This window comes from Brucella sp. NBRC 12953 (genome assembly GCF_040369775.1).
Lineage (GTDB): Bacteria > Pseudomonadota > Alphaproteobacteria > Rhizobiales > Rhizobiaceae > Brucella > Brucella pseudogrignonensis.
In genome coordinates this window covers 45,456-58,701 of record NZ_BAABSV010000005.1, presented here as the reverse complement: position 1 = coordinate 58,701, position 13,246 = coordinate 45,456, and the positions used below count along the sequence as shown (strand labels likewise).

The window sequence follows — 13,246 nt, the reverse complement described above, 5'->3', positions numbered from 1 at the left end:
AACATTTGCTGCGAATGCATTGATTGTAGTTATTTATCAGAAAATTATTATGTTATAATGTAGTAAATTAAAATAATACCTAAACTTTTATGCTGAATTTATTCTTGATTTAAATCGTTTATTGTCGTTTGAAAGATGCTCAATTTGATTTTCCATAATTTTTTTAATTAAACGGTATCATAGGTCGTGAAATTTGTTCCACCACTCCTGATTATATTGTTTGCGACGACAATGTCTGGCGTCTGGATGCTAGACACCAGACGCAGGCATATGTTGTTCTTCGGGCTGGGTTTCGCAACCTTTGCTGCTGGTTTGTTGCTGCAGGTCTTGCAGCTCTTACCGAGTTTGAATGCGGCAGTATTTACAGCAACAACACTTTATCTCTTGGCTGGCCTTTTCTTCTGTGAAGCAGTCATGCTTCGGCTGGACAAGCAGTTTTCGCCTTTTGCGAGCGCATCGATTAGCGTGCTGACACTGGCGGTGATAGGTGACCTGGCTCAGGTGGGGGCGGATTATAAATATATGGCCGTTGCATCCAATTTTGGGCTTGGCGCAATGATTGCCACGCTTTGTCTGCAGTCGCGGGCGCTAATGCATGGCAAATGGATCGAGCGCACATTGCATGGTTTTCTCACGATCCTTGCCGCGCATTTCTTCCTTAGAAGCATCCTTACCGTCAAAATGCTTAGTGGAATTAGCACGACAGAGCAGCTGATAAGGTCCCAATATTGGACACTGGTTACAATCTCTGTCTCTTTCATAGGCGTATTGCTGGGCCTCGTTATTTTGGTCGTTGCAACTGCGGATGTGATTAACGAACTGCAAGCCGAGCGGGATTCAGACCCTCTCACCGGGGCTCTTAATCGTCGAGGTCTGGAGCGAGCTGCGAAGCGAAGCCTTATGGCTGCTGAGAAGAACAGGCTTGCCGTTATCATTGCTGATATTGATCATTTCAAAGCGATCAACGATGAATTTGGTCATTCAATCGGTGATCAAGTGCTTGTTGAGTTTTCATCACTCCTGCGTTCGGCATCGGAAAAAGGAGCCATTGTCGGCCGTGTCGGGGGTGAGGAATTTGTTTTGATTGTGAAGGGCGGTGCCGAGCAATGCGAGATATTTGCCAATCGTCTGTGCAGCCATGTCGCTCGCTATAGTTTTTCGATGCTGCCGAACGGACGAAGCGTAACCAGCAGTTTTGGTCTTGCGGTCATACGGGATCACGAAACGGTTTGGGATGCAGCCGCGCGTGCGGATCTTGCTCTTCTAAGGGTAAAACGGCGCGGTCGTAATCGTGTTGCGGCGGAAGGTGTCGAGTTCAAATCTGCAGGCCAGATCGACTATCTGCTCACGGCATAGTGAGCCTTTCAGCTGCTCCAGCCATACTTTCTTTTCTGAAGACGGGCGATCGTAAAGAATTTAGTTACCATAGTTCTTCATGCTTAGTGCGACTTTCAAGGTAGCACTTTCGCCATGATTGCTTCGCTTTTCTGCCGAACTTTCATGCAATGCGACAGCGAGAAAACCAGTTATTATTCAGGACGAGTAGTATGGCGTTCGTCACAGACACGTATGATTTTGCATTGCCACGCGGGATTAATATTCCCAACCCTTTTGTATTTAAAGGTATTTTACGTGTCGCAGCTCTGCTGGGCGCAGGTCTTCTGGCTGGAAGTTGCCTGATGACGACCCTGAGCACCGTGGAAGCTGTTCTGCCTGCTTTTGTGCCTTTGGCACCCGCAATGCGACGTCTTCCCGCCGCAACCCCACATCAATTGGCTGTTGTCGATCAAAAAATCGGCATGGGGCATGTCATTCGCCAGCGGTTCATCGAAGCCTATACCGCTGATGCGCCATATTCCAATCTTGATTGGCGGCGCAGCAAGGTTGCTGAAGATGCTCCCATCATCGCTGATGTGGGACCAGAAGCCGTTATTGAAGATGAGCCTGTGGCAATGGCGGCCGTAATTGAGCCGCGCGCGGAGCGCGTTGCGCCGCCTGCGTCCGCTCAGGATGTGGTGTCGCCTGCAGTTATCGCCTCAGCGACAAGTGCTGCGCAAACTGCAGCTCAAGACTATAGCGCAAGCGCAATAGCAGCGTTGCCATCCGGTGACGCTATCCCAGTTCCGATGGCGGCACCCGATGCACAGATCGCGCGTGCGCCCATTGAAGATGACACAGATAGCTTTCTGCCTGATGATGTGCCGTTTCCCGGTCAGAAGCCTGTAATCGACAGGCCAACTGTTACGAAGCCACAAAAGCAGGAAAAGACGCAACTGGCTTATGCGCCGCCAAGTGGGCAGACAGAGAACATTCAGCGCGGCCTTTTCGGGCGTCTGTTCGGTCAGGCTGCACACAACAAGACGGCTATTTATGATATCTCTGCTGCTACGGTTTATCTGCCAAGTGGCGAAAAACTGGAAGCGCATTCGGGCATGGGCCACATGCGCGACAATCCGCGCTATGTTGACCAGAAGATGCGTGGCGCTACGCCACCGAGCACTTATAAGCTTCAGATGCGTGAAAGCCTATTCCACGGGGTCGAAGCAGTGCGTCTGCTCCCAGCCGATGGTCGCAATCCGTACAACCGCGACGGCCTGTTGGCGCACACATATATGCTGCGCCGGGCAGGGGATTCAAACGGTTGTGTGGTGTTTAAGGATTATGCCCGCTTCCTGCGCGCATTCAAACGCGGTGAAGTAAACAGGATGATCGTCGTGACGAGCATGCCGTCATCATCAAAGCCGGCGCGTATTGCATCGATCTTTTGATCTCGCATAGCAAGACCAGAGCTGAATAATAGCATTTCCAGCAAAAGTGCGAAGCGCTTCCGCAGGAAAATCAGTTCGCCGGAGTGATTTCTTTTTCTGCTGCGATGCTTCGGATAAAACGTAAAAGCAAACAGTTACAGTGGTTCCAACGATTCATTCTTAATTGGAGCCGCTGTAAGATCAGCTCTGGCTTAAAGCATATCGCGGAAAAGTGGAAACCGGTTTTCCGATAACGACAAGCGTAAACAGGTGCGACACGCTCTAGTGGATTGAATTTGACGTTTGAAACCCGGCTGACACTTATGCTGTCTCAAACGTCAAATTCGAAAAATCCACTAGATATCTACATCAAACGCCAATGCTTTTATAAAGCGGTGCAGTGATGTCGAGGATCAATTCAAGAGCACGCTCCGTAGCCTGCTTGTCTTCAGGCAGTTCAAATTCTGCAAGCTCAATAGCGGCGATTTGCGACGCCGGAATTGCGGCCAGCGCATCGCGCAGCTGTGGCGCAAGCAACCCGGCTTCGATTGCATAGGCGGCTGGAATTAAGCCCGGTTCCATCACGTCCCAATCGATATGCACCCAGACAGGGCCGGTGCCGATGGCTGCCAGCAGTGTTTCTGCATTGGCAGCCTCTGGCTTGATAATCGTGACGCCCTTGCTTTCGAGCGTTTCCATTTCTTCCGTATCAATGTCGCGAGCGCCGAAAATGATGACATTTTCAGGGGCGACATTGCCGCCATGTCCGCTATCCCAAAGGCCGCAGATACCAGCGAGCGCCATGCCGCCCATATAACCCGAGCCTGTTGTGTCGGGTGTGTTGAAATCGCCATGTGCATCGACCCAAAGAACGGTCAGACCATCAATCTGGCTGGCTGCTTGCGGAATGGTTGCAAGGCTTGCCGAGCAGGTATTGGTAGCCAGAAGCGGTCGCCGACCCGCCTTCAATTCATCAGCAACCGCAGCAGCAAGGCCTTTGAGTGTGTCATGAGCCTGCGGCAATGCTTCACTCCAGTCATCAGAAACAGCAGCTGCAGGCGTTCCCACGGTTTTGACGGAAAGATCGTAGCGCGCAGCCAAAGCATTCGCGACCGCTAAAGCGCCGGGAATGGCGCCGGGTGTGCGATCTGCTACTCGGCCTTGAGAGGTGATGATGCTGGATTTCATGCGAGTCGTCCTTGATACTTACAACTGAGCAAGCCTGCTTTTAGCGAAGAGGAGGAACCGAAGCTATCTCTTTGTTTTCCTGCAATTTAAGGCCTGGAGTTTGTTTTTGTTTCATAGACAAACAACGGAGCAGGATATGCCGTTCGCCCGTTACTCAGGATGATTGACCCAAGGTTTGTGCCGATCACGAAAATGCGTTCTCGTAATCAAAGACAAGTTGATATAAGCCTGCGCGACACCACACCCAACTTCAGCTAAGCATTTCGAGCGAAAGCGTGAACTGCCGTTTGCGTCCCGAAATGCGAAACAACCAAAGTCAGAGCGATTAACACAACTCAATCTTTGCCAGAGCCTTTTTGGTGATGTTGGTGAAACTGATCCCCCAGCTTACAGTTAGAAACAGGAACCGATGATGTTCAACGGTTTTCGGCTTTTTGTGCCCATATTGGCCGGTGCCAATCTTCGAGATCGCCTTATCGGCAGTCTGGGCGCATTAATCGGTATATGCCTGACGGGGCTGATAACCGCACTCGTAATGGGCAGGAGCATCGAGCTTCCGCTGATCGTTGCACCGATTGGCGCGTCGGCCGTGCTGATATTTGCTGTTCCTGCAAGCCCCTTGGCGCAACCATGGTCGATCATCGGTGGCAACGTGATCTCAGCTCTCGTCGGGATAACGGTTGCGCGCTTCGTCGGCAATCCGTTGATTGCCATTGGTCTCGGCGTTGCTCTTGCTATTGCAGCCATGTCGGTTTCGCGTTGCCTGCATCCGCCCGGCGGTGCTGCAGCCCTGACAGCTATTATTGGCGGATCGAGCGTTACCGATCTCGGCTATCACTTTGCTTTTATACCGGTCGGTTTGAATTCCATATTGCTGGTTGCTCTTGGTATTGCTTTCCATAAATTGGCTGGGCGAAAATATCCGCATGTGCCAGCGGCGGCGCCTGCCAATACACACAAGACCAGTGACCTTCCTGCGCCCTTGCGCGTCGGTTTTACGTCTGACGACATCGCCACGGCGTTGAAAGAGGTGGATGAGACTTTTGATATCGATCCGGGAGATCTGGATCGATTGCTCAGGCAGGTGGAGCTACAGGCACTCATTCGCACACACGGGACAGTGGCTGCGAAAGATATCATGTCGCGCGATGTTATCAGCATTGCAGAACATGATAGTCCGGATGCAGCACGGCGCCTGCTGCTTGAGCACAATATCCGCACTCTGCCTGTCATTGGTGAACAAGGAAAGCTGCTCGGCACTGTCGGTCTGCGGGAGCTCAACAACTCAGCTGCTGAGGTCGGCGCGCTGATGATTGAAGCGATAACGGCACAAAAGGACGAGCCGGTCGTAAAGCTGGTGCCATTGCTGACAGATGGTCGTTCCCACGCTGTCATCGTCACGGATCAGGATAATGTTGTTCAGGGACTGATTTCACAGACGGATTTGCTGAGCGCATTGGCTCGTTCATTGCGGTTTCAGGAGCCGGAGCAGCCGAAGAAGCGTAAGTCGCGTTTGCACCTTTTACGCGGTGCTGGAATTTAACCTACAAGCCCAGCCAGCTCCCATCGGAGCTGGCTTTTTTAATGTAACTACGCCGCTTTACGCCTGCGTTTCGTCGGTGTTCATACGGTCTGGCCGCCGATCCGCCGGTCCAGACCGAAACAGATCACACCTATTCTGATCGCATCAGATTCTGAAGGAGTAGAGAATGCGCGGCGCGGATATTTTGGTGCAAATGCTGATTGGTTACGGCGTTGAGACGATTTTCGGGGTGCCGGGCGATACAAATGTGCCACTCTATGAAGCACTGCAGCAGCGGGAAGGTGAAATCCGCCATGTTATGGCCCGCGATGAGCGCTCGGCTGGTTATATGGCCGATGCTTATGGTCGCTTTTCCAATAAGCCGGGGGTTTTTGAATGCCCGTCGGGCGCAGGCGCCATGTATTCGCTGCCACCCGTCGCTGAATCAAACGGCTCGTCCATCCCTGTAATCCTGCTGACCATCGACATTCCGCTGCCAGGCGAAGGACGAGGTGTGCTGACAGAGCTTGATTGTGCCAAACTCTTTGAGCCAGTGACGAAACTTTCCGTACAGGTAAAATCAGCCGAAAAGCTGCCCGAAATCATTCGTCGCGCGTTTCGTGTCGCCTGCTCTGGCAAGCCGGGCGCGGTGCATCTCCAGATACCCGAGGATATGTTGCTTGCCGAGGTTGATCCGGCGCGGATATCGCTGCATGTCGAAGAAGAGTGCAAGACCTTCCCGGCTTTCCCAACGCTTCCGCCCAGGCAAAAACTTCATGAGTTGCTGGAGCTGATTGCCAAGGCCGAGCGCCCATTGATTGTTGCAGGCGGTGGCGTCAACCGCGCCCATGCCGGTGGACTCATCACCCGGCTTGCCGAACGTTACGGTATTCCCATGTGTACGACCATGACGGGGCAGGGCGCGATTGATGACGATCATCGTCTGGCCATTGGCGTGATCGGGGACAACGGTTATCATCCTCATGCCAATTGGGCGCTGGAACATTCTGATTTCACATTGTTTGTCGGCTCCCGTATCGGCTCTGTGGTGACAATCGGCTGGACCTTCCCGAAGATAACACTCAACAGACGCCTCGCGCAGATTGATATCTCGCCTGAAATCATGGCCAATAATTATGAAAATCTGCTCTCCATTCAAGGCGATGCGTTGTTGGTCCTGGATGAATTGCTGCGGATCGAGCCTACAATTGAGCTTGAGAAACATGAAAGCTGGATTGAGGAGCTGAATGCGCATCGCCGCGAATTCTGGGAACATGCCGAAGAAGCTCTCAGCGATGAGCGTGTTCCCTTGCGCCCGGAACGGGCCGTGCGTTCGTTTAACGAAGCACTGCGTCAGTCGGGAACACCAGCACTGATCTATTCGGATGCTGGTACGCCGACACCCTATATGACCCGCTTTCTCAAGATCAACGATAGCGAAACTCGCTTCGCCATTCCCCGCGCTTTCGGGGGCTTGGGTTCAGCTCTGCCCGCAACCGTCGGTGCGTGGCGCGCCGACCCCAACAAGCGACCGATTGGATTATTCGGCGATGGTTCATTCGGCATGACAGTTGGAGAGCTTGAAACATTGGTGCGACTGCAAGTGCCTGCAATTCTTGTTCTTTTCAACAATGGGACGTTTGGCTGGATCAAAGGCCTGCACCGTCTCAAAGGGCACAATCAATGTTTCGGCGTGGATTTTCTGGCGCCAAAAGGACAGGCAATTGCTGAAGCTTATGGACTGAAAGCCTGGACTGCCAAGACTGCTGATCAGCTCGATACTGCGATGGCGGAAGCGTTTGCCTGGAAAGACGGCCCTTGCTTTATCGATGTCCATGTTGAATCGATTGCCGACCGTGTGCCGCCGGTCTATTCGTGGCTCTTAAAACGCGGCGAAGACCCGCTCAATCTCAAGCCCGTTGAGCGTTCTTACGCCTGAACCTGCGACGCCGCAGACAAAGAATGTCTGTGGCGTTTTGCTTCTGTAATAAACCCATCGCGGAACAGGCGCACATTTTTTGATCCCTGACGCGCTTGCGCTGCACAGAGAAAATAGCTTTCTCCAGATGTTTGCACACGATCAAGTGCAAGCTTGAGTTTTCCAGAGCGCAACTCCTCCTGTACGAAAATTCTGGGCGCAATGGCGAGCCCCATACCTGCCACGGCGCATTCGATAATAACGTCATGCGTTGGCAGACGCGGACCAAAAATACGCTTGTTGTAATGGATACCCGCACCGCGCAGCCAGTGCAGCCAAAGGCTTGGCCTGTTCGAATTCTGAATCAGCGGAAAATCGAGCAACTCGACGTCGCCGGCCAGGCCTTTTTCGGGCACAACATCCGGTGAACCTATCACCACAAGTTCTTCCGGGAAAAGCAGATGGCTGCGGACATTGGCCCAATTGCCGATGCCACGCAGAACTGCCAGATCGAGATCAGACTTGCTCCAGTCATGATCATGGGAGCAGGGAAACACTTCAAACCAAATTTGCGGATGTGTTCTGGCGATGGTGCTGATTATGCCCGGTGCCCATTTCCGCATCAATGTTGGCGGCAGCCCGATCTTGAGCAGGCTTTGCGTTTTATAGCCGCGCACCGCATCCATCGACACTTCTTCAAGCTTTGCAAGAATGCGCGAGACTTCCTCGTAATAGCTCTGCCCTTCTTCCGTCAGAACCAGACGCGGCCCCGCACGCTCAAACAGTTTAAGTCCCAGAAAAGATTCAAGATTCTGAATCTGGCGGCTAACACCACTTTGCGTCATGCCGAGATTTTCGGATGCACGCGTGAAGCTCAGATAACGCACGGAAGCATCAAACGCATGGAGTGCTGAAAGCGAGGGAAGAAAGCGGCGCATCGGGTTTCCTTCAGATTTAATCATGATTTTAAGTCATGCTTAATCCAATTTTCAATGCTTTTATTTGATGAGAAAGCGCCGCATTCTCATTGAAAAATAAACATAAGGGAACACGATGGACTACGGTGATAGTATCGACCGAAATCTGGTCAGTATCCTGGAAGAAAACGCGCGTCTGCCAGCAAGCGAGCTGGCACGGCGGGTAGGCCTTGCCCGGTCGAGCGTTCAGGAACGCATTGGTCGCCTTGAGCGACGCGGCGTTATATTGGGCTATCGCGCGATCGTCCGCCGTACAAAGGACGACAACAGCATTTCCGCCTATCTGTTCATCACCGCCTCGCAGCGCATTGTGCAGCGTCTGTTTGCAACATTGCGTGCCTATCCGGAAATCCTGACTGCTGATGCCATCAGCGGGCCCGCCAACATATTGTGCCGGGTTCATGTCGGTTTTCTTGAGGATCTGGAGGCTTTGATTGAAGAGCTGGCGCAGATCGAAGGGATCGAAAACGTCAGTTACTCGGTGGTACTTTCCAATAAATTCAATAGAGAAAGCAGCCTGGCGCATTCCAGCGCGCAGTAATGCTCGGTTCAAAAAGAGGGAAACAACAATGAATAGACGTGAGTTTATCCAGACAACACTTTTGGGTGGCACAGCGGTCATGCTTGCACCTGGACTTTCCTGGGCTGTTGACGGCGGTGCTACGTTGAAAGCCATCAAGGATCGTGGTGCGTTGCGCATTGGCGTGTTTAATGGCACCGCGCCATATTATCAAAAAGACCTTGCGACGGGAGAATGGGCAGGCTTTTGCGTTTCCATGGGCAAAGATCTTGCGGAATATATCGGCGTGCCGCTGGAAATGGTCGAAACCACCTGGGGTAATTCCGTCATGGACCTGCAGGGCAGCAAGATCGACATCATGTTTGCATTGAGCAACAATCCTGAGCGTGCCAAGGCTGTCGATTTCACCGAAGCCATGATGGATAACGTCTTTACCATCATCACGAGCAAGGATCGTGAGATCAAAAACTGGGAAGAGCTGAACAAGCCGGAAATCCGTGTAACGGTTGATTTGGGATCAACGCAGGATCTCTTCGCCCGCAAGACATTACCGAATTGCACACTCGTTGCGCTCAAAGGAGCGGATGAAACGATCATCGCGCTGCAGTCGGGCCGAGCTGACGCAATCGTGCAGGTTGCGCTGATGTCGGTTGTTACCACGCACAAGCTTGGCAGCAAATACAAGGTCTTCGTTCCTGAGCCACAGGATAGCCAGCCCACCACAATCGGCGTGCGCAAGGATGCAAATGGCGAGTTCCGCGACTATGTCGATGTCTGGCTTAAAAAGCGTCGTGAAGAGGGCAAGGTCAATGAATGGATCGTCAACAGCCTTTCGCTCGTGGGCGTGCAGCCATCAGACTTGCCGCCAACTTTGAAGTTCTGACGCGTCAACCATCATGCAGCATCAGCAAGGATCACTCGGTGTCATCATGCTTGACACCGGCTTCCCGCGTCCGCCTGGAGATGTCGGCAACCCGACATCATGGGAGATGCCGGTAAGGTTCAAAAAGGTTAGCGGAGCATCGCCCGACAAGATCATTCGTCAGGGTGGTGCCGGGCTGATCGAAGATTTTGTCATTGCTGGCGAGGCTCTGATTGCTGAAGGCTGCAAAGCGCTCGTTACTTCTTGCGGCTTCATGGCACGCCATCAGAGCACTTTAAGCGGAAAACTGTCGGTGCCAATTGCGACCTCCAGCCTGCTTCAGTTGCCGATGGTCAGCGCATTGGTTGGCCCGCGGCGCACGGTGGGAGTCATCACCTATGATGAAGCAAGCCTTGATGATGCAATCTTCGCTGCCTGTGGTGCAAGCATAGGCACGCCAAGGATTGGTATGCCGGGCGGTGGTGCCTTTCGCGAGTTGATTGAAGGCAGCGGAACTTATGATCGCTCGGCTCTCGAAACTGAAATTACAAAGGCAGCAAAAGAGCTGACGTTACGCGAACCCGATCTTGGTGCCGTTGTTCTTGAATGCACAAACATGCCGCCATTTGCACAAGCAGTCGCAAAAGCATGTGGCTTGCCGGTGTTCGATGTCCTGTCGCTGGGGCATTGGCTGTTCAGCTCAACGTCTTCCCGTGCCTTCGCCGGGATGTCAGAAAGAGTGAATTAATGGACTATCAATGGGACTTTTCCGGCCTTTGGCAGTATCGGGGATTATTCCTCCAGGGCCTGGCCTATACAGTCGGTTTTACAATTGTAACTGTACTCTCGGGCATATTCGTTGGTACAGTCTTTGCTCTTGGCAGGCTTTCCGGCAACAAAATCATCACCGTGCCCATTATGACGGTTGTTGAGATATTTCGCTGTACGCCGGTGCTGGTGCAGTTGGTCTGGTGCTATTATGCGCTTCCAATGTTGATTGGTTTTGAAATTTCGCCTGCGATGGCGGCTTTCATTACGCTTACCTTCTATGGTGCTGCATTTTATGCGGAAATTATTCGTGGTGGCATTGTTTCCATTGATGCAGGCCAGTGGGATGCAGGGCGTGCAATCGGTATGCGCCGTGGCCAGCTCATGGGCAAGATCATATTGCCGCAAGCACTCCGCCGCATGGTGCCGCCACTTGTCAACCAGTCCGTGCTTCAGCTGAAAAACACATCGCTTTTGTCGGTGCTTGCTGTGCCTGATCTTCTTTATCAGGGCCAGCTCGTAACTTCGGCTACCTACCGGCCGCTTGAAACCTACACCCTTATTGCAGTGCTTTATCTCGCAGTTCTCTTCCCTCTGACACGGCTCGCGCATGGGCTGGAAGGCAGGCTGAAATGATGAGCCTGATGAAGCAAGCAAGCCTTGTGGAGATAAGCCATGAATGCTGAACCGATGATCGAAGTGCGTGGGCTGAAAAAGTCTTTCGGCGACATCGAGGTGCTGCGCAATATCAGCCTCACGGTCGAACGCGGGCAGGTGGTTGCGCTTATCGGGCCAAGCGGGTCCGGCAAATCGACATTGCTGCGCAGTCTCAATCTGCTTTCGCTGCCAGACGCGGGTTACATCGCAATTGGTGAGCAGAAGATCGATTTCTCGTCCGGGAACGTGTCGCTCAAGGACAAATACCTCGCGGCATTCCGCGCCAATACCGGGATGGTGTTCCAGAATTTCAATCTGTTTCCCCATATGAGCGTTCTCGATAACGTTATGATCGGGCCGGTCACTGTTCTCAAACAGGACAAGAAGGCTGCCCGCGAACTGGCTATGGAACTATTGGAAAAGGTCGGCCTTGCCGCCCGTGCGGACGCCAGACCAGAACAGCTCTCTGGCGGACAGAAGCAGCGTGTTGCGATTGCAAGGGCGCTCGCCATGCGCCCCGATGTGATGCTGTTTGACGAGGCAACATCGGCGCTTGATCCGGCATTGGTCGGTGAAGTTCTGGCGGTCATTCGGCAATTGGCCGAGCAGGGTATGACGATGATCCTTGTGACCCATGAAATGGCCTTTGCTCGTGATGTCGCGGACAAGGTCATCTTCATGCAGGACGGTTACGTCGTTGAAACCGGTGATGCCCGTCAGGTGATCAATGAGCCGCATGAAGCCGCAACCCGAGAGTTTCTGAGCCATTTCCACGGCGGTCTCGCATAAATGCACGCGCAGAACGGATAAATGTCATGACAGGCAATGTTATTGTCGTCGGGGCTGGCATTATCGGCTCCACCACCGCTTTGCGGCTCGCTGAAGCCGGTTTGAAAGTAACACTGTGCGACGGCTCAGAACCGGGCGGCGAGCAAAGTGCAAGCTACGGAAACGGTGGCTGGATCAGTCCGGCTTCGATCATTCCCATGAGTATGCCCGGCCTGTGGCGACAGGTTCCCGGATTTCTGCTTGATCGCAACGGGCCACTGACCCTTGACTGGAAATCGGTTCCAAGGCTGACACCATGGCTCATGCGTTTCCTGCTCGCAGGGGCCACAAAATCGCGGGTGACAAAAACTGCGGCCAAGCTCAACTGGCTGCTTAATGATGGACCAAAACGCCATCTCGAGCTGGCCAGCAAGACTGGGCAGGAACATCTCATCGTGCAGAAGGGCCTGCTTTACGCCTATCCTGATCGTGCAGCCTTTGAAGCTGAAGCGCTTAGCTGGCAGCTGCGCCGTGATAACGGCGTTCTGTTCGACGAATGGCAGGAAGCAGAACTGCGTGAACGTATTCCGGCGCTTGGAGGCAATTTTCGCTTTGCCATTCATGTGCGGGAGGGCGCCCATTGTCTGGATACCGGAACCTATGTTGCGGGTATCGCCACACAGGCGGAAAAAGCGGGCGTTCATCGGATCCGCAAGAATGTCGTCAGGGTGCTTACCGGTGTTTCGCCGCGTGTTGTCTTCGAGAACAGCGAGAGTATTGCTGCCGATCATATCGTGCTTGCGGCGGGCATTCATTCCGGGAGTATCATGCGTGATCTCGGCTTATATGTGCCGATGCAAAGCGAGCGCGGCTATCATGTAACCTTGCCGATGGCCGAGCTTCCCTTTGATATCCCGATCATGCCGAGCACCGGGCGGATGGGCAATACGCCGACCAATATGGGTTTGCGTCTATCCGGTCAGGTGGAGCTGGCAACGGTGGAGAAAGCGCCCGACTGGCGGCGCTCGGAGGTGCTGCTCAAGCACGCATTGGCGAGCTATCCCAATCTGGCAAAACAGGATCTGCAGCATCTCAAGCTTTGGATGGGGCATCGCCCGTCGCCTGCAGATGGCGTTCCCGTAATAGGTAAACTCACGCAGCATCAGGGGATCGTTGCTGCCTTCGGTCACGGTCATATAGGGATCGCTGCAGCGCCCAAAACGGCCGAAATCGTTCTCGACGCAATCAACAACGTACCCCCGTCAGACAGTGTTTGCGCCTTCTCGCCAGCACGCTTCGGCTGTTAATTATCCCGAACT

Annotated in this window: 12 protein-coding genes; 10 read left to right on the top strand and 2 right to left on the bottom strand. The window is 53.1% G+C overall.

Translation table 11 applies throughout. From position 1 onward, the window contains the following. Positions 1 to 186: 186 nt before the first annotated feature. Positions 187 to 1,356 (top strand): GGDEF domain-containing protein, encoded by a 1,170-nt coding sequence (locus ABWV94_RS13155; protein WP_353413834.1) that lies wholly within the window; start codon positions 187 to 189, stop codon positions 1,354 to 1,356. Positions 1,357 to 1,547: 191 nt separating this feature from the next. After that, positions 1,548 to 2,768: a DUF2778 domain-containing protein gene (locus ABWV94_RS13150; protein WP_151563445.1), complete on the top strand. Its 1,221-nt coding sequence runs from the start codon at positions 1,548 to 1,550 to the stop codon at positions 2,766 to 2,768. A gap of 348 nt (positions 2,769 to 3,116) precedes the next feature. Here the strand turns inward: ABWV94_RS13150 and ABWV94_RS13145 are convergent, their stop codons facing one another. Continuing rightward, positions 3,117 to 3,935: an arginase family protein gene (locus ABWV94_RS13145; protein ID WP_151563447.1), complete on the bottom strand. Its 819-nt coding sequence runs from the start codon at positions 3,933 to 3,935 to the stop codon at positions 3,117 to 3,119. 409 nt (positions 3,936 to 4,344) lie between these two features. Between ABWV94_RS13145 and ABWV94_RS13140 the strand changes: the two genes are divergently transcribed. Further along, a complete protein-coding gene (locus ABWV94_RS13140; protein ID WP_353413832.1) occupies positions 4,345 to 5,478 on the top strand; it encodes an HPP family protein in 1,134 nt (377 codons plus the stop codon). Positions 5,479 to 5,644: 166 nt separating this feature from the next. Continuing rightward, the gene (locus ABWV94_RS13135) at positions 5,645 to 7,396 is read left to right on the top strand and encodes a thiamine pyrophosphate-binding protein (protein ID WP_353413830.1); all 1,752 of its coding nucleotides are present in this window, start codon (positions 5,645 to 5,647) and stop codon (positions 7,394 to 7,396) included. Here ABWV94_RS13135 and ABWV94_RS13130 read toward each other — a convergent pair. After that, positions 7,387 to 8,313 (bottom strand): LysR substrate-binding domain-containing protein, encoded by a 927-nt coding sequence (locus ABWV94_RS13130; protein WP_353413828.1) that lies wholly within the window; start codon positions 8,311 to 8,313, stop codon positions 7,387 to 7,389. The genes ABWV94_RS13135 and ABWV94_RS13130 overlap by 10 nt on opposite strands. A 115-nt stretch (positions 8,314 to 8,428) precedes the next feature. Between ABWV94_RS13130 and ABWV94_RS13125 the strand changes: the two genes are divergently transcribed. From ABWV94_RS13125 to ABWV94_RS13100, 6 genes are read left to right on the top strand one after another with little or no spacing between them, the layout of a single operon-like run. Further along, positions 8,429 to 8,893, top strand: a complete 465-nt coding sequence (locus tag ABWV94_RS13125; RefSeq protein WP_079212908.1) for an Lrp/AsnC family transcriptional regulator — start codon at positions 8,429 to 8,431, stop codon at positions 8,891 to 8,893. A gap of 28 nt (positions 8,894 to 8,921) precedes the next feature. Then, the gene (locus ABWV94_RS13120) at positions 8,922 to 9,755 is read left to right on the top strand and encodes a transporter substrate-binding domain-containing protein (RefSeq protein WP_079212907.1); all 834 of its coding nucleotides are present in this window, start codon (positions 8,922 to 8,924) and stop codon (positions 9,753 to 9,755) included. Positions 9,756 to 9,768: 13 nt separating this feature from the next. Further along, on the top strand, positions 9,769 to 10,482 hold the full coding sequence (locus ABWV94_RS13115; protein ID WP_353413826.1) for an aspartate/glutamate racemase family protein: 714 nt from the start codon (positions 9,769 to 9,771) through the stop codon (positions 10,480 to 10,482). Beyond that, positions 10,482 to 11,138: an amino acid ABC transporter permease gene (locus tag ABWV94_RS13110; protein WP_353413824.1), complete on the top strand. Its 657-nt coding sequence runs from the start codon at positions 10,482 to 10,484 to the stop codon at positions 11,136 to 11,138. Before ABWV94_RS13115 ends, ABWV94_RS13110 begins: the two co-directional genes overlap by 1 nt. 39 nt (positions 11,139 to 11,177) lie before the next feature. Then, positions 11,178 to 11,948 (top strand): amino acid ABC transporter ATP-binding protein, encoded by a 771-nt coding sequence (locus ABWV94_RS13105; protein WP_079212905.1) that lies wholly within the window; start codon positions 11,178 to 11,180, stop codon positions 11,946 to 11,948. A gap of 26 nt (positions 11,949 to 11,974) precedes the next feature. Next, positions 11,975 to 13,234, top strand: coding sequence for an NAD(P)/FAD-dependent oxidoreductase (locus ABWV94_RS13100; RefSeq protein ID WP_079212904.1), 1,260 nt, complete (start codon positions 11,975 to 11,977; stop codon positions 13,232 to 13,234). The last annotated feature ends 12 nt before the right edge of the window (positions 13,235 to 13,246 follow it).

Bases quoted from the DNA above. Each gene is read 5' to 3' on its own strand.
- ABWV94_RS13145 (WP_151563447.1), bottom strand. From the start codon at position 3,935: ATGAAATCCAGCATCATCACCTCTCAAGGCCGAGTAGCAGATCGCACA.
- ABWV94_RS13150 (WP_151563445.1), top strand. From the start codon at position 1,548: ATGGCGTTCGTCACAGACACGTATGATTTTGCATTGCCACGCGGGATT.
- ABWV94_RS13140 (WP_353413832.1), top strand. From the start codon at position 4,345: ATGATGTTCAACGGTTTTCGGCTTTTTGTGCCCATATTGGCCGGTGCC.
- ABWV94_RS13120 (WP_079212907.1), top strand. From the start codon at position 8,922: ATGAATAGACGTGAGTTTATCCAGACAACACTTTTGGGTGGCACAGCG.
- ABWV94_RS13100 (WP_079212904.1), top strand. From the start codon at position 11,975: ATGACAGGCAATGTTATTGTCGTCGGGGCTGGCATTATCGGCTCCACC.
- ABWV94_RS13135 (WP_353413830.1), top strand. From the start codon at position 5,645: ATGCGCGGCGCGGATATTTTGGTGCAAATGCTGATTGGTTACGGCGTT.
- ABWV94_RS13110 (WP_353413824.1), top strand. From the start codon at position 10,482: ATGGACTATCAATGGGACTTTTCCGGCCTTTGGCAGTATCGGGGATTA.
- ABWV94_RS13115 (WP_353413826.1), top strand. From the start codon at position 9,769: ATGCAGCATCAGCAAGGATCACTCGGTGTCATCATGCTTGACACCGGC.
- ABWV94_RS13105 (WP_079212905.1), top strand. From the start codon at position 11,178: ATGAATGCTGAACCGATGATCGAAGTGCGTGGGCTGAAAAAGTCTTTC.
- ABWV94_RS13130 (WP_353413828.1), bottom strand. From the start codon at position 8,313: ATGCGCCGCTTTCTTCCCTCGCTTTCAGCACTCCATGCGTTTGATGCT.
- ABWV94_RS13125 (WP_079212908.1), top strand. From the start codon at position 8,429: ATGGACTACGGTGATAGTATCGACCGAAATCTGGTCAGTATCCTGGAA.